Source organism: Sphingomonas sp. Mn802worker (assembly GCF_000382485.1).
Taxonomy (GTDB): Bacteria; Pseudomonadota; Alphaproteobacteria; order Sphingomonadales; family Sphingomonadaceae; genus Sphingomonas.
The window spans coordinates 199,367-217,721 of sequence record NZ_AORY01000002.1 but is presented as its reverse complement, the minus strand read 5'-3'; the positions used below and the strand labels follow the sequence as shown (position 1 = coordinate 217,721).

The following is an 18,355-nucleotide window of genomic DNA, read 5'->3' as shown; positions in this document are numbered from 1 at the left end:
CGCACCGGGCGGAAGCGGAACGAGCCGCCGCCGAGCCGCTCAGTTGTTCAGCGCGTTGATCGCGGCGTGGACACGCTGCTCGACCTCGCGGCGCGGCAGGCCGGGCGGGATTGCTTCTCCGATCAGCACGCGGACCGGTCCCGGATGCGCGTGTCCGTTGCGCGGCCAGCGCCGTCCGCTGTCGAGCGCAATCGGCACCACCGGATAGCCAAGCGCGCGGTAGAGGCCCGCAAAGCCTGAGCGCAACGGTGGTCGCTCACCATGCGGCATGCGCGAGCCTTCGGGAAACACAATCACCGATCGCCCTTGCGCCTTGAACACGGCCGCATCGCTCATCAGCGTGCGGAGCGCCTTTGCCGATGCTTCGCGATCGACCGGCAATGCGCCATAGATGCGCGCCGCCCAACCCCATAACGGGATTTGTGCCAGCTCGCGCTTGATTACGACCGCCGGACCGCCAAGCCGGTAGGGAAGCTCCAGCGTCTCGTACATCGCCTCGTGCTTCGCGGCGTAGAGCACCGGGCCGCTTGGAAGGGGCACACCGCTCACCTCGGTGTGCACGCCCATGATCCACCGCGCGATCATGCCGTGGTAGCGCGCCCATCCATGCGAGTAAGCGATCATCGCGCGCTGCCCGAACAGCGCCACGAACGGGATCACGATCACGACCAGCAACGATCCGATGGCGAAGAACAATCGAAACAGCCAGGTCCGTACCACGTCAGCCACGCCAGCTCTCCCACCACAATACCACGCGGCGCAGCAGCAGCTTGTGATATTCGTTCAACAATTGCGTCAGGCTCGGCTGGCTGGGCACGCCGTCGATCACCACAGAAACCGCGGGGTCGAGCGACTGCGCCAGCTCCATCGACGCGCGTCTGGCGTGCCAGTTGGAGGTGACCAGCCGGACCGAGCGGTAGCGATGCTCCTTCACCCAGCCGGCGATCTCCTCCGCGTTCGATCGCGTGTCGACCGCCTCGCGCCCCAGATCGACGCAGCAGGCGAACACCGGCGCATAACCGTAGGTGCGCACCAGATCGCGCTGCCGGACGCCGGGTGCGGTGCCCGTCACGAGCATCCGCTTCGCGCGGCCTGCCTCCAGCAGCTCGAGCCCGCGGTCGATGCGTCCCGCCGCGCCGGTCGGCACGACGATGCCGTCGGTCCTCGCATCGTCCGCCGGCTGCGGCAGCGTAACCGCGAACAGCGCGAAGCCAAGCGCCCAGGCGATCAGCGCCAGCCCGACCAGCCGCCGGATCACAACATCTGCCCCAGGCTCAGCACCACCGCGCGGCGCGCCACCGTGGCGGCGAGCGCGACGAACGCGAACGGCAGCATTACCAGCACCGCCCAGCCGGTTGTGCCGATCGTAACCGCACCGAGCAGTTCGGACCCGAGTGCACCCGCCTGCGCACCGAGCAGCGCAACCGTGGCAAGCCCGACCGCCCCGCCGACCGCAGCCCCGAGCGCGGCATCGAGCGACAATCGCCGCTGAAACAGCCGCGCGACCTGCACGTCGGTCGCGCCCAGCATGTGCATGACCTCGATCGTGCCGCGGTGCGCCTCCAGCCCCGCGCGCGCCGCCAGCACGACGACGAACGCGGTCGCACCCAGCATCATCGCGACCAGCAGCGCGGCGAGCAGGCTCATCGTGCGCAGAAAGCCGCGGACCGGCGCCAGTGCCTGGCTGTGCAGGTCGAGCCGCGCGCCCGGCAACATGGCCAGCGCGGAGCGGACCCGCTGCACCACGCCCGCATCGGCGAGCGTCACGTCGACGAGCACCGGTATCGGCAGATCGACGTCGTCGGCGTCGCCGCCGAGCCATGGTTGCAGCAAGCGCGCGATCTCGCCGCGCGGCACGACGCGAACGTGGCTGGCGCCCGCAACGCCCGCGAGCAGCGAGGCCACCTCACCCGCCATCACCTCGCGCCGCGCCGGATCGGCGGCGGCGATCTGCACGGTAGCGCGCCCGCCCAGCTGCACGCCGACCGCCTGCGTCGCCCGCGCGGTGCCGATCCCGCCCGCGGTCGCCAGCACGGTCAGGAACAGCATGATCGCGATCACCCAGATCATGCCTCGCCCGGTCCGCGCGGTGTCGAGGACGCGCGTGCTCGCCTTGCTCGAAGTCGTAGTGTCGGCGCTCACGCGTGCCGCCCCGGCGGGTGACGCAACAGGCCGGTCGGGTCGAGCAGCCGCCCGCCATCGATCCGCATCATCTGCGCCGATCGCACCCGCGCGATCAGTTGTAGGTCGTGAGTCGCGATCACCAGCGTGGTGCCAAGCCCGTTGAGCGAGGCGAACAGCTGGAGCAACCGGTCGGCCATGTCCTCGTCGACGTTGCCGGTCGGCTCATCCGCGACGAGGATCTCGGGACGGCCGATCACCGCGCGCGCGATCGCAACGCGCTGCTGCTCGCCGCCCGACAGCGTCGACGGGCGCGCCTCGGCGCGGCTGGTCAGCCCGACCCACGCCAGCATCTCCGACACCGCCGCGCGCACTTCGTCCTCCAGCACGCCCGCGATCCGCAAGGGGAGCGCGATATTGTCGGCGGCGGACAGGTGCGGGACCAGCCGGAAATCCTGAAAGACCACTCCGATGCGGCGACGGAAACCGGGAATGCGGGAGCGCGGCAACGTGACCACGTCGGTGCCGAACAGGTGGATCGCGCCGCGCGTCGGCCGCTGCGCCAGGTACAGCATCTTGAGCAACGAGGTTTTTCCCGCCCCGCTTGCGCCAGTGAGGAAGTAGAACTCGCCCGACGTCAGCGAGAAGCAGAGGTCCGACAAGACCTCCTCGCCCTGGCCGTAGCGCAGCCCCACATTCTCGAACTGCACGATCGTGGCCACCGGCCGGCGACTTCCCTTCGCTTGAAACAGGTCCGCCATCGCATGGCGCAGGGTCTTGCATCAAGCCGGGCGCGAGAACGCGGGTTGGAACCACGTTCATTGCACCCGTTTCATGCTCGATACTTGCCAGCGCATCATGTCGGGTGTTTACGTTGGTGACGATAACCGTAAGCGTGGCGTCATGATCCTCGAGTGTCCCAAATGCCGCACCCGCTATCTCGTGCCCGATTCCGCGGTCGGCGTCGGTGGCCGCACCGTCCGCTGCGCCAATTGCCGGCATAGCTGGTTCCAGGAAGGCCCGGCGCTCCCGTCGCCGGCACTGGCCGAGCCGCCCGTCGCGGCGATGCCTGCGCCGGCCGAGCCGGGCTTCGCACCCGCGGGTTACGCGCCATCGCCAACGATCACGGCCGATCCTGCCTCGGCGGATGCCGGCTTCGACGCGTTCGCGCACCGCGCGCCGTTCCGCCCGCGCCGCAACATGGCTCGGGTGCGCACGATCGCGTCGATCGCCGCCGGACTGATCATGCTCGCGCTCGTCGGCGTGATCCTGTGGACCACAGCGCCGGGCCTCGCGCAACAAGCCGGTCTCAACATCGGACCGGCGCAGTCGGCGCTGCGGATCGTCGACAATCCGATCGAGCGGCGGCAGATGACCAACGGGTCCGAGCTGTTCGCGGTCAGCGGGCGCATCACCAATCCGTCCTCCGCGGCACAGCGCGTGCCCGACCTGCGCGCCGACCTGCGTGACGAGAACGGCCGCGTCGTGTTCAGCTGGACGATCACGCCGCAGCAGCGGACGCTGCCCGCCAACGGCGCGATCGACTTCAACTCGGCGCAGGTCGACGTACCCGCCTCTTCGAAGCGGCTCGATCTCAGCTTCGTCGGTGAGGCTAGCTGAGTTGATCGGATAAGGTGATGCCGCCCGCACAATCGGCGTTGCCAGGCACGAACGGCTTTGCTAGAGGCCCGCTCCTGCCAGTCGCCGGGCCTGCCCGGTGAACATTGTGTGCGGTCGTGGCGGAACTGGTAGACGCGCAACGTTGAGGTCGTTGTGGCCGAAAGGCCGTGGAAGTTCGAGTCTTCTCGACCGCACCATTCTCCCACCTCTAAGGTGTTGAGATCGTTGGATTAGGGATGGGGTGGATAGCCTCATCCCCCACCTTTATCCCCACAATCTTGGCTGGTCTCGTTGGCAAGCTGCTGCCGAGTGACTCAAGTCCCTGAGCAAATACGGTCACGCGATTGCGCCTGTAACGATTTACTGAATATCCACGCGTCTATCCTAGGATTACGGCCTAGGCGGCACATGAGTCTGGTTGACTCTGCTTAGGAACTATCGGTTGCCAGCGTGATTCTCAGCGTGTTAGGCCGTCGAAGCCATCTATCGGAGCGGCGTTATGCCAATTACTCGCGAAGCCGAGATACGTGAAAATTTCCGGTATTTCGAGCAGGTTGTCAGTGATCTGATGTCTGCGCATCGCGGCCAGTACGCTCTAATTCAATCCACGAAGATAGTGGACTATTTTCGCACGGCCGCCGACGCAGTGCGCGAAGGCTCAATCCGGTTTGGTGAAAAGCCGTTTTCCGTGCAGCATGTGATCAATCGACCGATCGACTTAGGGTTTTTGTCGCATGCCGCAGATAACGGGACAGCTTTTCGAAGGTAAGCCAATCGTTTCGGTGGCCGTCTCAGAAGGCGCTCCGATACCTTCAGCAGTTGGACCACAGCACCAGCCGCCCTCATTTCACATACGTGAATATCGTGCTCTGCTGGACACAGGAGCGGACATCACGTGCGTTCTTCCTCACGTTGCGAAAGAATGCTTTTTAGTTCCTCGTGGTCTTATACCTATGACGAATGGCGTAGGAACCTACCATCATGTCTCCTATCTTATTAACGTAGGCGTTTTCTGCGAGAATAGCGTTTATGTTAATGACGAGATTGAGGTCGAACGATCTTTATACTGGATACCAGAAGCAAATATAGCCGCCGAGATTAAAGCGAACAGCTGGTTTGATATGATCATAGGCATGGATATCATTTCGCAGCACGAGCTATCTTTTCTCAAGGGTGGGCAGTTCCGATTTACGCTGAGTTGATTTTTAGGCAGCTGCTAGCCGCTAACATCAAACTGGCGGAAGAATATAGCTTTGCTGATTGCCCGCCTCAGCATCAATGTAGGATGGTGCATGGCTGCGTTTGATGACTCGACCGACCCCAAACTCGGCGCAGCGTGCAACCGCCTCGCCGCCTTCGTTGAGCCTATGCCTGCGGGGGTGCTTGTCGATCGCACGTCAGGTCTGACCGAGGATGATCTCGCACTCATCCTTCGGCATCTGCATTCGACCCGGCGAAACGACACTGCGGCAGAGGACCTGCCTGATGCGATTGATCCCGCCAGCTACACAACCGTCCCACGCACCTCGCGAAGCTGACTACCACGTCTGGCTGTCACGACATGATTGCTGACTATCTGTCTGATCGCTACGCTTCCACATAGAGCGCGAGGCGGTGAGGCATATGCAATCTAAGTGGTCAGGTGCTGCGGCCTGTATCTCGATCATGCTGTCCGGGTCGCCGGGGAGCGCTAGCGTCCTGCCGCCACCGTCATCGAGCCAGAGTTTACAACGCTGGTTTCCGGGGGATGTGCGGTGCGGAGCAACAACGCTACCCGCTGCCTCGATCAGGCGGCCATTCGTCTCACTCAGTTGGGCGAATCTTGCGACACCACCCCGAACCTATCAGTTCGGTATCGATGCCAATGGCTACCCGTTCTCGATCACCGGGCCGGTAAGCGGATACGATCCAGGCACCTCCGATATAGCGCCCTCATTGGCAGCAACCCATTTCAAGGTCTCGGCGGCGCACAACAGTTGCGAGGTCACCTACACGTCTAAACCGGCCTCGTTGATGGACGCGCCGGTCGGTGATCTAATCTCCTACACCATAACGCCGACGAATGGCCGTCTACCCGAGCAGGGTTGGGCGCGAATTCGTCCGGCCGGCGGAGATTGCGATCAAGAACCGCGGGCGCAGTGGCTGCGTGTTATCCTGCCCGACTTCACGCGCTTGGGTGGCGAACCTGGCGCCCGTGACTGGAGCGTGGTTTCCTACGACCTGGACGCGAAGGGCCGGCCGAAGGCGCTGAAACTCATCGAAAGCACACGCAACCCGGTGCTTGACCGTGCGGCGCTCAAGTCGATGGCTGAGTCACGGCAGACGGGTGGACCGCGTCGTGGTTGCTTGAACCCTTATCACCGTAACGCCACCCGCCTGCCACCGCCGAGCGACGTCGACATGGAGAAGCTGCGGCCAACAGGCGCGACGTGTCTCAAGGAGGTCGACTGGGAGAAGGAGCCCGTGCTCAGATACCCTGAGAGTTGGTCACGGCGCGCGATCGAAGGCTGGGCTATAATCGGGTTCGATGTGGCGCCTTGGGGCGCAACGGGCAACGTGCGCGTTCTCGCGTCAGAACCGTCGAACGAGTTCGGTGAAGCCGCCATCCGGATCATCTCCGAAGCGAAGGCACCCAGTAACAAGACTGGTTACGTCGGCTGCGTTCAGCGAGTCAGATACATAATGGGCCCTGGTGCTGCGTATCCTTCAACACCGGCGCGGGCAGCTGTTCAGCATTACGGCTACCCGAGCTCATGAGACGAACATCGGTTCAAAGGTTGGCCGCGTCAGCACGCCGTGAGGCCACGAGAAGCAGCGTTTAATCATCGATCACATGTGGAACGAAGCGGGCGGTGTTACTGGTTATCAGCCCATCTTCGCGAATGCCCATGCCCGCCGGCTCGCCGTCGACGATCCAGCTACCGATCACCGGGAAACAGCCCGGCGCCGTTTCAGGCAATCGGTAGAGCTCCTGGTAGATAAAGCCTTCCTCGCCGTAGTCGCCAACGGTCTCGGCGATTACGGCGCCTGCCCGCCGAATAGAGACATTGGCGCCCTCCCGTGCCAGCAGCGGCTTGGCCACGGCGTCGCCGTAGGGAATGTCGAAGCTGGCCTTGAGAAGGTTCGAGTGGCCGGGGAACAGCTGCCAGAGGACCGCCAGCACCGCTTTGTTTGACCAGATCATCTTCCAGATCGGCTCCATCCAAAGCGTGTCTTCGAAGCTCTCGAGAAGCTGGGGCGCAAATGCCTCATTTGTCAGCCATTCCCACGGATAAAGCTTGAACGCCGCCTCAATCCGTTGCTCCGCCATGTCAACGAAACATCGGCGCTCGCTATCCCAGCCTAGGTCATCAACCAGGATCGGCACGGTCGCGATCCCGGCTGCTTGCGCGGTGTCCCGCAGGTATGAGGTCGTCACCGTGTCTTCGCCGGCCTCGTCGGACACGTGAGCGAAATGCACAACCGGGGGCAGATGATCGGCGATGTCGCGCCACTTCGCGACGAGCTTGTCGTGAATACTGTTGAACTGGTCCAGCCGAGGGAACTGAGCCTCCTTCCACGACCACTGGATCACGGCCGCTTCAAGTAGCGAGGTTGGCGTGTCACAGTTAAACTCGAACAGCTTTGGGGAATTTACGCCATCATAGCCGAGGTCGAATCTGCCGAAGTTGAGCGCAGGCGGCTCGTTTTCCCACGCCGCGCGGATTGCCCGGTGGAAAATTTGCGGTATGCCAAAGCGGGTAAGTAGCTTGGGATCGTCGACGATCACATCTCCTGCCGCGATGAACAGGCGGTAGAGTTCCGCAGTCGCGTTCTCCAACTCGGTAATCTGCGAGAGCGTGAAGCTGTAGTAGATGGACTCGTCCCAATACGGGCGGCCGTCGACCGAGTGCCAGATCAGCCCTTCGGCTTCGACCTTGCGCTGCCAGTCGGCTCGCGGCCTAGCCGGCAACCGGATCATTCTCCGAAGCCGCCGAATCCGCGGGCGGATGAGCCAAAACCACCTCGGCTAATCGCAACAGACCGGGTCACCGCAGTCGTCACCGGGGCCGTCACATAACGCCCCCCGGACCTGCCTTGATACGAGCCACCGGCAACGCGCTCGCCAAGCGGTGGAATGTTGCGTCCGCGATTGAGGTAATACCAACCGCCGCCGTGGCCGCCTGCGGCGTTCGCTCGTCGGCAATTGACGTCAGCGATGCGACGGCCGCTGGAATCAGTGCAGATCGCCGTGTCTTGCTGCGTGGTCCATTCAGCATCACGGCGATTGCACGCACCGGTCAGCAGTGCGGCGGCTATCGCCGTCGTGATCGTCAGATCCTTCCTCACATCCCACCCCCCAAGCTCGCCCAGCGAGCGCCCCTGCGCATATGTCTAAGAGACAAACATCGCTTCGACTATGGCCTGCATCAGGACCGAGCGCGGCACCGGCACGCTTACGGTGGTGTATCCGTTATTCTGCGCGCGTCGCTGCCCGTAGAGCCCGATCCACTGTCGCCCATGCTGGCGCCAAGCGCGCTGCAACGCCGGCACCGGTAGCAGCACGCACGTCGCGGCCGGCGCGTGCGCATAGGCGATGAAGTCGGCGGCGAGCGGCTTCTGCACCCAGCCGGGGCGACGCAGCCCCTCGTTCGACCATCGCTCCAGCAGAACGTCGGGCCAATCCTCGGTCCTGATTTTCTCGTCGACGGTGTAGGTGCGCCCGCACGCAAGCGTCAGCAGCCGATCGATCCCGCCCCGCTGCGCCCCCCCGTCATGCTCGACCGCCACAGCGGACATCAGCGTCGGAAAGGCGCGACGATAGATCGGTATCCACCAATCGTTGCCATACTGCGCAGACAGCGACAGGCTCTCGTCGAAGCGATGGACACGCTGAAACGCCCCCACGCTGTCACGTCGAGGTTGCGGGCGCAGGGCGGGACGCAGGCTCGTCGGCAATGGCGGCGGCGACGGCCAGATTAGGGCGCTAGACGTGGTTTTCCTCCTGTTCGCGGTCGTGGGTGTCCTCGTCGTCCTCACGCAGGTGTTCGAGGTCTGGGTCGCCGTCGATCTCGTCCATGCGGTCAATCATGCGCTCGGTGAGCCGCGCCAGCTCGGCACGGGGCAACGACGGTATCGCGGCAAACATCGTGCTGATGCCCGCCAGGCCCCCACAACGACACCACGGGCGCCGCCGCTCGCGACGCCAGCGAGGGCGGCGCTGGTGCGTGTGTGCGGGAGTATAGGGAACGGCACCCATCACGCCCCCTCCCCGCATTGCCGGCGCTCGATCGATGCCTTGATCGCTTCCTGACGGCCGGGCTGCCCGATGATCTGTCCCATGACGCCTGCGAGCGCATCAGTGTCGCAGCCATCCACCAGGAAGGCCAGCTTGCGCCCAGACATCAGCGCGTAACCGCCGCCGATCGTGGTGAGAGCTGACAGCCATAGCTGCGGCTCGAAGGAGCAAGGTGGCTGCGGTTGCGCAATGTTCACGCCAGCCTCGAGAGGCTGCCGGTTGGTTGTAGCGACATCCATGTGGTCAGGCCTTCGGGCTGGAAATGCGTTGCACGTCGGCGAGCAGGATCGGAAACAGCCATTCGCCGTCGTCCTCGTCCACCTCGACGAGGAGCGAGAGCTTGGCTTCCAAGTCGGTGATCGTCTCAGCTGGTGCGCTGAGCACGGCATGCTGTGCGGTCGCCATGATCCCGCCGAGCCGGTCGGACTCCGCCAGAACAGCGTCGAGGCCTGTCTCACGTCGAATGCGGGCGATCGCTCGTTCACGTCGTTTGTGCCCAGCGAGCAGATCTCGATAGGCTTGGTAGCGCTCGTGCCGCGGCCTGCTGGCACCGCGAACGATTTTCTCTGCGGCGACAATCCTGACGCGATCGTCAGACGACCAGATCGCGCCGTCACGTAGCGTCACCTGCGTGTGAGGAAGTGCGTCGATCAGCGCAGACACATGCGCCTTGATCGGCGTGTAGTGAATCAGCTCATGTTGGGCGAGGTCGGCTTCTGCCGCCCGGTAGGTCGCCAGCGCCAGCGCCAAAGGTGTGCTGACGCTCACCGATTGCGCTGTTGCCGGCAAGACGAGTGCGACCGATGCAACGCCTGCGAGAAGCGAGTGGAAGGTGGATGGGCTGTTCATGGCTCAAGCCTCCTGCGCGAAGGCAAAGACGTGATCGGCAGCGTGCCGACCCGCGAGGTGCAGCAGGGCACGCAGCGCCTTGGACGCACCCACGGCTTCCGCCTCGTTGCAGGGCTTGTATGCGGCCGGCAGATTGGCCGTGAACGTATCGGTCACTCGCAACGGCTCGGGCAGACCGAGGTAGCGGTGCCCCTCCCCCTGGTCGATGATCCAGCCACCGAGGTCGCTCCACAGGTGCACCCATGCGAGCGTCAGACCGGGTTCGGACGCGAGATGGTACGTGTCTGCGAGCAGTTCGCGAACGAGGTCCATCGGCAGAGCGCCGAAGTCGTCGTAGCGGCGGATAAGCTCCTGCACCTTGTCCGCCATTGCGGCCGCGCTGCGCGGGCGGGTGCCTGCCAGCTCGGAAAGCGTGTCCTGTGATGCGTTCACCAGACGATCGATGTCGTCCTGATCGGCGGCGGCGTCGAGGTCGGTAACCTGCTGCCGGTAGCGGGTCAGCAGGGTCGAGAAGACGCTGTGAAGGCTCATGGCGTTCATCGGTCAGCCCTCCGATTTGGCGGTTGCAGCGTCGCGGTCGATCTGGTCGACCAGCGACTGAACATGGCGCAGGTGCTGCTCCAGCATACTCAGCAGAAAGCAGCCGTGGTTGAACGCTTCCGCCTCTTCCTTACCTTCTGGCACGGTGCGGAACATGTCCCCGGAACTGATTGCGAACAGCGTGGCGGCGGCGCTCGATACGGCGTCTTGAAGCAGCGCGTTGGCGACGGATGGATGCGACGTGGTCATGGATCAGCCCTCCCGTGCGAGCAGGCAGCCATTGATCGGATGCCGCGTGAACAGGTGGTCGCGGGCGTCGCTGGCGATCACCGCCTCAATGGCGCGCTGCTGGCGGCTGTTGGTCGAGCGGTGTTCGCCCGCCAACGTGCGGGCATATGCACCAGGGTTCCCGGTGCGCAGGTGCAGGCGCGCCATGTCGACTGCATGGGCGGTCGCACGACTAAGGCCGGATTTTACATGCGCGATCTTGGCCGGGCACACGGGTGCCGGTAGGGTGTTCGTAGCCATTCTCGATCTCCTGATGATCGTGGTGGTCAGGCCGGACTTGGAGGGCTCAATCTCCGCGTTCGGCCGTCTTGAGCTGATTGGTATCAGCGTTCGCGGTTGTTCGCAATCGTTCTTTTGATGCTAAAAGGCTCGATATGATGTCTCCCGATCAGTGTCGTGCCGCAAGGGCATTGCTCGGTTGGTCGGCTCAGGATTTGGCGAGCGCTGCGGGCCTTGGTCTTGCTACCGTGAAGCGCTTCGAAAGCGGGCAGCTGGTGCAGACCGTAACCGTGCAGGCCCTGCGAAACGCGGTGGAGGCAGCAGGCTTGGTGCTCATCTATCCCGGTGATCGCTCGCCAAGCGGCGGAGAAGGTGTGCGCCGCGCCACCAAGTAGCCTTTCTAATTTCCTCCAGCCGTTTAGACTCGAGATCACCTTCCAAACCGCTAATAGGCTTAGCGCTACAAGCAACAGCGAGCGGGCCGAAACTATCGCTTGTTCGTCGAAAGTATATTTTCGAGGGGGTGATTGCGGCATTTTCCGTCTTGCTGCCAGAATAAGGCCATCATGGAGATGGCGATGCAAACCAGCTACGGAGTGGTGTCCTTCGATCCACGCGGTCCGGTCAAGAACTGGCAGCGCGTCGACAAGATCAACCAGCACAACAACCGCGCAGAGCCACTCCCGCATTGCAAGGAGGGCGCGCCGCTGCCCGTGCACCTGATCGGCACCGGCAATCTGCAATCCGACATCCGCGCGAAGATGCTTGCGCACGGTATCGACCCTGACGCCATCCGCAAGAATGGGGTGATCGGTTTTGAGGTGATCCTATCTGCCTCGCATGCCTTCTTCACGGACGAAGGTGGCCCTGAGCCGATGAAGCGAACAGGCGCGTGGATCGGGGCGGCAATCCAGGCGGCTGAGCGTATCTGGGAAGCCGACCGCATCGTCGCAGCGGTGCTCCATCTTGATGAGCACACGCCGCATATTCACGTTTTTGTTCTTGGCCTCCTCCTGCGGACAAACAAGCGACGACCGGCTGATGGTGAGACGTGGACGCTCGACGCGCGGGTAATCAGCGGACCGGGGCAGTTCCAGCGCGCTCACGATCTCTACGCTGAAACCATGCAGCCGTTCGGGCTCAGCCGCGGCGCCGAGCGATCTGAGCGCAAGCGGCGTCCCTACTCCGATGAACTCGCGAAGTTGAAGCGCAGAAAGGACGCGATGGATCAAGCCATCGAAGCCGCACAGATCGCCAAGGCAAGGTTCAACGACCTTCACGAGGCAGAGAAAGCCCGCTGGCAGGAAGTTCACCGCGAGCAGGCACGCATCGTCAATGAGGCGGAGGCGGAGAAACGGAAAGCCCGTGGGTTGATCAACCGACTGGAAGTCGAACGCCGCCGGCATGCAAGCGTCGTGGTCAAATTCCAGGCCGCATCCGAGCGCTCGCAAAAGACCGCGGCGAGGGCGACCGCTTTCCGCCATGCGCTACGAACCCTTCACCGCCGATCTACCCGCGAACGTGGCGGAGGTGCTGCGGCTGGGCGGGCTCGTCGAGCAATCTGCGCTGGCGGACGCACGCGACGCTCAATCCGATCACAGCGGCTTGCCCGTTGATTTTCTGCTGGCAGCAGGAGCACGCGGCAACAGTCGCCAATGACATGATGGGTAAGAAGGTTGGGCAAGCCGCCCAACCTTCTTGAGCCTTCCCGTTCCCCGCTGGCGCCAAAGCTACTCGAAAGCACGAAGAGGCGTCTCAGCACTCGCTATCACGCACCTTCGCTCACTTTGTGCCATCCATTGACACACAACGGTTTTATGCAATGTGGCCTCATGACCGCGCGCCTCTCCTGCAACGTGTCCCTCACGCCCGAGCTGAAGACTTTTATTTCGGACAGCCTGGCATCTGGTGATTACGCCAACGTCAGCGAGGTCGTGCGAGCAGGGCTACGCTCTTTGCGCGACGGTCAGACGCCAGCTTCCCGATCGATGACCCTCGATTGGCCCTTGGCAGGCGGTGAATGCGGCTCCCTCATCCGCAATCGCGATTGGAGCCGGACTCCTCTTGGCGCTCCGGAAGGTTGGTCGCCAGAGCTCCGGACAACCGTCTCAAACCTGGTCAACTCGCCGGTGGCCAAGGTGCTGATGTGGGGACCGGACCACGTCATGTTCTACAACGATGCCTATCGCGAGATCGCAGGCGATCGTCACCCGTTGGCGCTTGGCACGCCCGTAGCAGAGGCGTTCCCGGAGGTGTGGGACTGGAACCGTCCGGTGCTGGCGGCTGTCCTCACGGGAGAAACCAGGTCCTATCTCGATCAGCCGATCGTTTTCGAACGTCCGGCAGGTCCCCAGACCCTCGTGCTGGGTCTGTTCTATACACCCGTTTATGACTCGGACGGCGTTCCAGGCGGCGTGCTCTGCACCATGATCGACAACAGTGCGCGGATCGCGATCGAGCGGAAGCTGTCGGCTAGCGAGGCCGAACTGCGTCGCATCTCAGACGCTGTGCCGATGCTGGTGTCGTACGTAGACCGCGATCACGTCTACCGGTTCGCGAATGCGGACTACGAAGCGTGGTTCGGTATTGCTCCCGAAGCGATGATCGGCAGGCACGTGCGCGACGTGCTCAGCGAGGAGGCTTATCGCTCGCGAGCATCAGACCTCGAGCTGGCGTTGAGCGGCACTTCGCTTGTTGCCGAAACTGTGCTCCACCACCGTGACCTCGGTCCGCGTCAGACCGAGCTCCGTTATGTCCCGCACACCACCGAGGACGATGAGACGCTCGGGGTCTACATCCTCGGCATCGACGTTAGTGACCGTGTCGAGCGCGAGCGGGAGATCAAGGCGAGTAACAATCGCTTCCGCACCGCGATGGAGGCGGTGCACGGAGTTCTGTGGACCAACAGCGCCGATGGAAGGATGGTCGGCGAGCAGCCCGGCTGGAGCCTGCTGACCGGGCAAACCCAGGACCAGTACCAAGGGTTCGGTTGGGCCTCTGCCGTTCACCCCGATGACGCGGCTGCGTCGGTCATTGCCTGGAACCAGGCCGTGTCCACGCGCAGCATGTTCGTGCACGAGCACCGTGTGTGCCGTCACGATGGCGAGTGGCGGACCTTTGCAATCCGAGCCTTGCCCATTCTCGACGATGTCGGCGAGATCAGCGAGTGGGTTGGTGTCCACACCGACATCACCCACCAGCGCGCGGCGGAGGCAAGCCTGCGCGAGCACGCCGACAGCTTGTCGCGGCAGGTTCGGCATCGCGAGCGCGCGGAGGATCAGCTCCGCCAGCTGAACGAGACACTGGAGAGCCGCGTGATCGACGAGATCGCGGAGCGCCGCCAGGCAGAGGTCAAGCTCGCGCAAGCACAGAAGATGGAGACGGTCGGCAAGCTGACGGGCGGCGTCGCGCACGACTTCAACAATCTGCTTCAGGTCGTCGGCGGCAATCTCCAGCTGCTCATGCAGGACGTTGCCGGGAACGAGCGGGCCGAGAAGCGCGTCAACAACGCGATGTCCGGTGTCACGCGGGGCGCGAAGCTCGCCGCTCAATTGCTCGCATTCGGGCGGCGTCAGGCGCTCGAGCCCAAGGTCGTCAACGTCACCCGCTTCGTTCAAGGCATGGACGACATGCTCCGCCGAGCGATCGGCGAGGCGATCGAGATCGAAACCATCTTCTCGGGTGGTCTCTGGAACACCTTCATCGACCCTGCACAGATCGAGAATGCGTTGCTCAATCTTGCGATCAACGCGCGCGACGCGATGGAGGGGCGTGGCAAGCTGACAATCGAGTTGGCGAACGCGCACCTCGACGACGCATACGCACGCCTCCACGAGGAAGTAACACCTGGGCAGTACGTCATGCTGGCAGTGAGCGACACCGGCTCCGGCATGTCGCCCGAGATCATCGCCAAGGTGTTCGAGCCGTTCTTCTCGACCAAGGCGGAGGGTAAAGGCTCGGGCCTTGGCCTCTCGATGGTCTACGGCTTCGTCAAGCAGTCCGGCGGCCACGTGAACATCTATTCGGAGGTCGGCGAAGGCACGACCATCCGGCTGTATCTGCCGCGGGCTACCGACGCTGAGGACCTCGAAGTGGTCAACGATACGGGTCCGGTCACCGGCGGCACGGAAACCGTGCTGGTTGTGGAGGACGACGAAGAGGTTCGTGCAACCGTCGTCGAGATGCTGACCGACCTCGGCTACCGCGTTCTGAAAGCACCCGAAGCGACCAGCGCGCTTGCGGTGATCGAAAGCGGCATCCCCATCGACATTCTTTTCACCGACGTAGTGATGCCGGGTAAGCTCAAGAGCCCGGAACTGGCGCGCAAGGCACGAGAGCGCCTGCCCGATCTCGCCGTGCTTTTTACCAGCGGCTACACCGAAAACTCGATCGTGCACGGCGGCAAGCTCGATCGAGGAATCGAGCTGCTATCCAAGCCTTACACGCGCGACGCGTTGGCCCGAAAGTTCCGCCATGTGCTGGCTAACCAGCAGCAGCGCAGACAAGTGGCAACGACAGGGTCAGCGGCGCCTGAGCTGGTCACGACGTGCTCGGCACCCATCGCTCCATCCTCCACCATCCGGCAGACGGCGCTCTTGGTCGAGGACGACGATCTCATCCGAGTGACGACCGGTGAGATGCTCGAAGCGGCCGGCTTCGTTGTGGTGGAAGCATCGAGCGCCGAAGAAGCTCTCACGGCCTTGCAAACGGCCCCTGTGGATGTGTTGGTTACCGACCTTAATTTGCCGGGTGCGTCGGGGCGTGAACTGGCCAATAGGGCGCGTGATCTTCGCCCCGACGCGGTGGTCGTGTTTGCAACCGGCGATCCTGCTGCGGTGGCAAACGAAGCGGACTGCGTCGTTTTGTCTAAGCCTTACGACGCTGAGGCATTGGTCAAGGCTATTCGAACCGCTGAGGCAGAGGAAAGCACCGGCAAGACGCCCGTGACGATCGGCACGACCTGAGAGGCGGGAACAGGCTGCGAGCCATCGGTGCTACCGAGCCATGCTTTAGAGCTGAGGCGATGATCAGCACGGCGCAGCATCTAGGAAGCGGATTTGTTGATGGTTCGGTCGAGGAAGCGACGGCAGGAATGGTGAGCTACGTTGAGGGCGTTGTCTTGAGCGACGCGCATGACGCACCGCGCATGACCGACCTGATCGCCGCGCACGATTGGCAGGCAAGTCCGTTGGGCGCTCGCGACACCTGGCCTGCCGCGCTCAGCGTCACTGTCGACACGATGCTGGCCTCACTTCACCCGATGTGCGTCATTTGGGGCCCGGAACGCATCCTGCTCTACAACGACGGCTACGCACCCATCCTTGGTGCGCGGCACCCTGCGGCGCTGGGGCAGCCAACGGCCACGGTGTGGCCCGAGCTGTGGCCTGAGATCGCGCCTCTGATCAATCGCGTGTTCTCGGGCGAGAGCGTAGCGTTCCGCGATCAGCCGCTGACCATGACGCGCAACGGGTTTCCGGAAGAGACGTGGTGGGACTTCGCCTATTCTCCGATACGCGGAGCCAGCGGGGACGTGCTCGGCCTGTTGAATGTCACTTCTGACAGCACACCGCGCCTTAAGGCGCTACGCGAACGTGATAATGGGATCATCACGCTGGCGAACACCGAAACCAAATGGCGCGAGCTGTTCGAGACGTTGGAAGAAGGGTTCATCTTCGCCAAGGTGGTGCGCGACACAAGCGGCGTGATCGTCGACTGGTGCTACGAGGAGGTGAACAGCGCTTGGTATGATCTCGTCGGCATCGAACGCGGATGCGCTGTAGGCCGCACCATCCGCGAGGTGTTTCCCGGCATCGAGGATGAGTGGGTGATGGAGTTTGCCCGGGTCGTCGAGACGGGGCAGGCAATCCGCTTCACGTGTCAGGTCGGTAATCTGCATCGCTGGTATGACGGAGTGTGCCAGCCAGCCGGACCCGATCACTTCACCGTGCTATTTCTAGAAGTCACCGATCGCGTCCGCTCCGACCAGCGTCGCGAGGCGCTGGCCGAGCTTGGCAGAGCGCTGATAGCCATCAACGATCCCGACGACGTGGTGCGTGCCGCCACCGCCATTATCGGCCGGACACTCGGCGTTGGCCGCGTGGGCTACGGCGCGGTCGGTGAAGACGGCGAGACGTTCACCGTGCCGAACGACTGGACGGCACCGGGCTACCCCAGCCTCGCCGGCACCTACCGCATGGATGATTATGGCGGCTACGCCGAAGACCTGCGCCAAGGTCGCACTGTCGTCATCCCCGACATTCGCCTCGATGCCCGCACATTGGACGACACCGCGCCGCTGGAATCGGTATCGGTCCGCAGCCTGGTCAACCGTCCGATCATCGAGAAGGGCCGCACGGTCGCGATCCTCTCCGTCAATTCTGACGCGCCACGCAATTGGACGCTGGAAGAGCTGCAATTCATCGCCGATGCCGGCAATCGGACCTGGACCGCGCTCGATCGTCGTCGCGCGGAAAAGGAGGCAAAGGAGACCGCCACCTTCCTGAGCAGCGTGCTCGCTGCCTCGACCGATTGCATCAAGGTGGTGGAGCTGGACGGGCGTCTCTCGTTCATGAGCGACGAGGGCATGAAGGTCATGGAGATCAGCGACTTCAATTCGGTAAGAGGTTGCCCGTGGCCCGACTTCCTCAAGGGAGGCGGCTCTGCGCTCGCGATGGAAGCGATAGAAGCGGCCAAACGAGGTGAGACGACGCACTTCGAAGCCGCTGCCGACACCTACCTCGGAACACCCAAGCACTGGTCGATCTCGGTGTCGCCGATCCCTGGCCCGGATGGTGAGGTCAGCCGCATCCTGTCCGTGTCGCGCGATCACACCGAATTACAGAAGGCGCGCGAACAGCAGCACCTTCTGAACGGAGAGCTGGCGCACCGCATCAAGAACACCATGAGCGTGGTGCAGGCTATTGCTCACCAGACGCTCGGCAAGGCGCAGGATCAGGAAGCCGTCGCCGCGTTTGGTCAGCGGCTCGGCGCACTCGCCTCGGCGAACGATGTGCTGACCCGCGACAACTGGTCGAGTGCCAAGTTGAACGAGGTGGCGCGGAAGGCGCTTGAGACTTTCGGTGAGGATCGCTTCCTGCTGTCAGGCCCGGACGTGATGATGGGGCCACGTGCGACGCTTGCGCTTTCCCTCATGCTGCACGAACTGGCGACCAACGCCGCCAAATACGGCGCGTTGACCACCGCGGACGGCAGCGTCGCGGTGATATGGGCGGTGAGCCAACACGAAGGTAAGGACGTGCTCGACTTCAGCTGGACTGAGCGCGGCGGTCCGCCGGCGGTGGAGCCGACCCGAAAAGGTTTTGGGTCGCGGATTATCCGCATGGGTCTAAGTGGCTCGGGAGGCGTTACGCTTTGCTACGAAACTGAAGGTCTGACGATGCGCGCGACGGCGCCGCTCTATCAGGTCCAAGAGGCGTAAGG

The 18,355-nt window shown here is 63.4% G+C and carries 21 protein-coding genes and 1 tRNA gene; 9 read left to right on the top strand and 13 right to left on the bottom strand.

What is annotated here, in order from left to right:
• Nucleotides 1–39: 39 nt before the first annotated feature.
• From SMN802W_RS0102865 to ftsE, 4 genes are read right to left on the bottom strand one after another with little or no spacing between them, the layout of a single operon-like run.
• Nucleotides 40–729: a lysophospholipid acyltransferase family protein gene (locus SMN802W_RS0102865; protein WP_019515382.1), complete on the bottom strand. Its 690-nt coding sequence runs from the start codon at nt 727–729 to the stop codon at nt 40–42.
• The gene (locus SMN802W_RS0102860; protein WP_019515381.1) at nt 722–1,258 is read right to left on the bottom strand and encodes a YdcF family protein; all 537 of its coding nucleotides are present in this window, start codon (nt 1,256–1,258) and stop codon (nt 722–724) included. The genes SMN802W_RS0102865 and SMN802W_RS0102860 overlap by 8 nt, the downstream gene beginning before the upstream one ends.
• Entirely contained in the window at nt 1,255–2,142 is an 888-nt protein-coding gene (locus SMN802W_RS0102855) for a cell division protein FtsX (protein ID WP_019515380.1), read from the bottom strand. The genes SMN802W_RS0102860 and SMN802W_RS0102855 overlap by 4 nt, the downstream gene beginning before the upstream one ends.
• Nucleotides 2,139–2,843, bottom strand: coding sequence for a cell division ATP-binding protein FtsE (ftsE, locus tag SMN802W_RS0102850; RefSeq protein ID WP_026325674.1), 705 nt, complete (start codon nt 2,841–2,843; stop codon nt 2,139–2,141). Before ftsE ends, SMN802W_RS0102855 begins: the two co-directional genes overlap by 4 nt.
• Before the next feature lie 181 nt (nt 2,844–3,024).
• Here ftsE and SMN802W_RS0102845 point away from each other — a divergent pair, with 181 nt between their 5' ends.
• From SMN802W_RS0102845 to SMN802W_RS17775, 5 genes are all read left to right on the top strand, one after another.
• Complete coding sequence (locus SMN802W_RS0102845; protein ID WP_026325673.1) at nt 3,025–3,741, top strand: zinc-ribbon domain-containing protein; 717 nt, start codon at nt 3,025–3,027, stop codon at nt 3,739–3,741.
• A gap of 110 nt (nt 3,742–3,851) precedes the next feature.
• Nucleotides 3,852–3,938: transfer RNA gene (locus SMN802W_RS0102840), tRNA-Leu, on the top strand.
• A 537-nt stretch (nt 3,939–4,475) separates the two neighbouring features.
• Entirely contained in the window at nt 4,476–4,943 is a 468-nt protein-coding gene (locus SMN802W_RS18090; RefSeq protein WP_156818691.1) for a hypothetical protein, read from the top strand.
• 90 nt (nt 4,944–5,033) lie between these two features.
• Entirely contained in the window at nt 5,034–5,279 is a 246-nt protein-coding gene (locus SMN802W_RS0102835; RefSeq protein WP_019515377.1) for a hypothetical protein, read from the top strand.
• A gap of 397 nt (nt 5,280–5,676) precedes the next feature.
• On the top strand, nt 5,677–6,498 hold the full coding sequence (locus SMN802W_RS17775) for a TonB family protein (protein WP_162139987.1): 822 nt from the start codon (nt 5,677–5,679) through the stop codon (nt 6,496–6,498).
• Between the two features lie 61 nt (nt 6,499–6,559).
• Here the strand turns inward: SMN802W_RS17775 and SMN802W_RS0102830 are convergent, their stop codons facing one another.
• From SMN802W_RS0102830 to SMN802W_RS0102795, 9 genes are all read right to left on the bottom strand, one after another.
• Nucleotides 6,560–7,702, bottom strand: coding sequence for a glutathionylspermidine synthase family protein (locus tag SMN802W_RS0102830; RefSeq protein ID WP_019515376.1), 1,143 nt, complete (start codon nt 7,700–7,702; stop codon nt 6,560–6,562).
• Nucleotides 7,699–8,070: a hypothetical protein gene (locus tag SMN802W_RS17770; protein ID WP_083925553.1), complete on the bottom strand. Its 372-nt coding sequence runs from the start codon at nt 8,068–8,070 to the stop codon at nt 7,699–7,701. Before SMN802W_RS17770 ends, SMN802W_RS0102830 begins: the two co-directional genes overlap by 4 nt.
• 45 nt (nt 8,071–8,115) lie before the next feature.
• On the bottom strand, nt 8,116–8,628 hold the full coding sequence (locus SMN802W_RS0102825; RefSeq protein WP_019515375.1) for a hypothetical protein: 513 nt from the start codon (nt 8,626–8,628) through the stop codon (nt 8,116–8,118).
• Nucleotides 8,629–8,707: 79 nt separating this feature from the next.
• On the bottom strand, nt 8,708–8,869 hold the full coding sequence (locus SMN802W_RS18460; RefSeq protein WP_019515374.1) for a hypothetical protein: 162 nt from the start codon (nt 8,867–8,869) through the stop codon (nt 8,708–8,710).
• Between the two features lie 110 nt (nt 8,870–8,979).
• Nucleotides 8,980–9,216 carry a hypothetical protein gene (locus SMN802W_RS0102815; RefSeq protein WP_019515373.1) on the bottom strand — a complete coding sequence of 79 codons (237 nt, stop codon included), beginning with the start codon at nt 9,214–9,216 and terminating at the stop codon, nt 8,980–8,982.
• A gap of 46 nt (nt 9,217–9,262) precedes the next feature.
• Nucleotides 9,263–9,868, bottom strand: a complete 606-nt coding sequence (locus SMN802W_RS0102810) for a hypothetical protein (RefSeq protein ID WP_019515372.1) — start codon at nt 9,866–9,868, stop codon at nt 9,263–9,265.
• 3 nt (nt 9,869–9,871) lie between these two features.
• Nucleotides 9,872–10,399: a hypothetical protein gene (locus SMN802W_RS0102805; RefSeq protein WP_019515371.1), complete on the bottom strand. Its 528-nt coding sequence runs from the start codon at nt 10,397–10,399 to the stop codon at nt 9,872–9,874.
• A gap of 12 nt (nt 10,400–10,411) precedes the next feature.
• A complete protein-coding gene (locus tag SMN802W_RS0102800; RefSeq protein ID WP_019515370.1) occupies nt 10,412–10,657 on the bottom strand; it encodes a hypothetical protein in 246 nt (81 codons plus the stop codon).
• 3 nt (nt 10,658–10,660) lie between these two features.
• Nucleotides 10,661–10,843: a hypothetical protein gene (locus SMN802W_RS0102795; RefSeq protein WP_019515369.1), complete on the bottom strand. Its 183-nt coding sequence runs from the start codon at nt 10,841–10,843 to the stop codon at nt 10,661–10,663.
• Between the two features lie 227 nt (nt 10,844–11,070).
• Between SMN802W_RS0102795 and SMN802W_RS18880 the strand changes: the two genes are divergently transcribed.
• The 4 genes from SMN802W_RS18880 (at nt 11,071) to SMN802W_RS17765 (ending at nt 18,353) form a co-directional block, all read left to right on the top strand.
• Complete coding sequence (locus tag SMN802W_RS18880) at nt 11,071–11,310, top strand: helix-turn-helix domain-containing protein (protein ID WP_037522975.1); 240 nt, start codon at nt 11,071–11,073, stop codon at nt 11,308–11,310.
• A gap of 171 nt (nt 11,311–11,481) precedes the next feature.
• Nucleotides 11,482–12,531: a plasmid recombination protein gene (locus SMN802W_RS0102780; RefSeq protein WP_019515366.1), complete on the top strand. Its 1,050-nt coding sequence runs from the start codon at nt 11,482–11,484 to the stop codon at nt 12,529–12,531.
• A gap of 549 nt (nt 12,532–13,080) precedes the next feature.
• Nucleotides 13,081–15,879 (top strand): PAS domain-containing protein, encoded by a 2,799-nt coding sequence (locus SMN802W_RS0102775; RefSeq protein ID WP_019515365.1) that lies wholly within the window; start codon nt 13,081–13,083, stop codon nt 15,877–15,879.
• Between the two features lie 59 nt (nt 15,880–15,938).
• Nucleotides 15,939–18,353, top strand: coding sequence for a PAS domain-containing sensor histidine kinase (locus tag SMN802W_RS17765; protein WP_019515364.1), 2,415 nt, complete (start codon nt 15,939–15,941; stop codon nt 18,351–18,353).
• Nucleotides 18,354–18,355 lie beyond the last annotated feature (2 nt).

Excerpts from the sequence above, each read along its gene's own strand:
- SMN802W_RS0102835 (WP_019515377.1), top strand. The coding sequence starts at position 5,034 with ATGGCTGCGTTTGATGACTCGACCGACCCCAAACTCGGCGCAGCGTGC.
- SMN802W_RS0102780 (WP_019515366.1), top strand. The coding sequence starts at position 11,482 with ATGGAGATGGCGATGCAAACCAGCTACGGAGTGGTGTCCTTCGATCCA.
- SMN802W_RS0102795 (WP_019515369.1), bottom strand. The coding sequence starts at position 10,843 with ATGGCGCGCCTGCACCTGCGCACCGGGAACCCTGGTGCATATGCCCGC.
- SMN802W_RS0102775 (WP_019515365.1), top strand. The coding sequence starts at position 13,081 with ATGTTCTACAACGATGCCTATCGCGAGATCGCAGGCGATCGTCACCCG.
- SMN802W_RS0102805 (WP_019515371.1), bottom strand. The coding sequence starts at position 10,399 with ATGAGCCTTCACAGCGTCTTCTCGACCCTGCTGACCCGCTACCGGCAG.
- SMN802W_RS17765 (WP_019515364.1), top strand. The coding sequence starts at position 15,939 with ATGATCAGCACGGCGCAGCATCTAGGAAGCGGATTTGTTGATGGTTCG.
- SMN802W_RS18880 (WP_037522975.1), top strand. The coding sequence starts at position 11,071 with ATGATGTCTCCCGATCAGTGTCGTGCCGCAAGGGCATTGCTCGGTTGG.
- SMN802W_RS18090 (WP_156818691.1), top strand. The coding sequence starts at position 4,476 with ATGCCGCAGATAACGGGACAGCTTTTCGAAGGTAAGCCAATCGTTTCG.
- SMN802W_RS18460 (WP_019515374.1), bottom strand. The coding sequence starts at position 8,869 with ATGTTTGCCGCGATACCGTCGTTGCCCCGTGCCGAGCTGGCGCGGCTC.
- SMN802W_RS0102830 (WP_019515376.1), bottom strand. The coding sequence starts at position 7,702 with ATGATCCGGTTGCCGGCTAGGCCGCGAGCCGACTGGCAGCGCAAGGTC.
- SMN802W_RS0102845 (WP_026325673.1), top strand. The coding sequence starts at position 3,025 with ATGATCCTCGAGTGTCCCAAATGCCGCACCCGCTATCTCGTGCCCGAT.
- SMN802W_RS0102800 (WP_019515370.1), bottom strand. The coding sequence starts at position 10,657 with ATGACCACGTCGCATCCATCCGTCGCCAACGCGCTGCTTCAAGACGCC.
- SMN802W_RS0102810 (WP_019515372.1), bottom strand. The coding sequence starts at position 9,868 with ATGAACAGCCCATCCACCTTCCACTCGCTTCTCGCAGGCGTTGCATCG.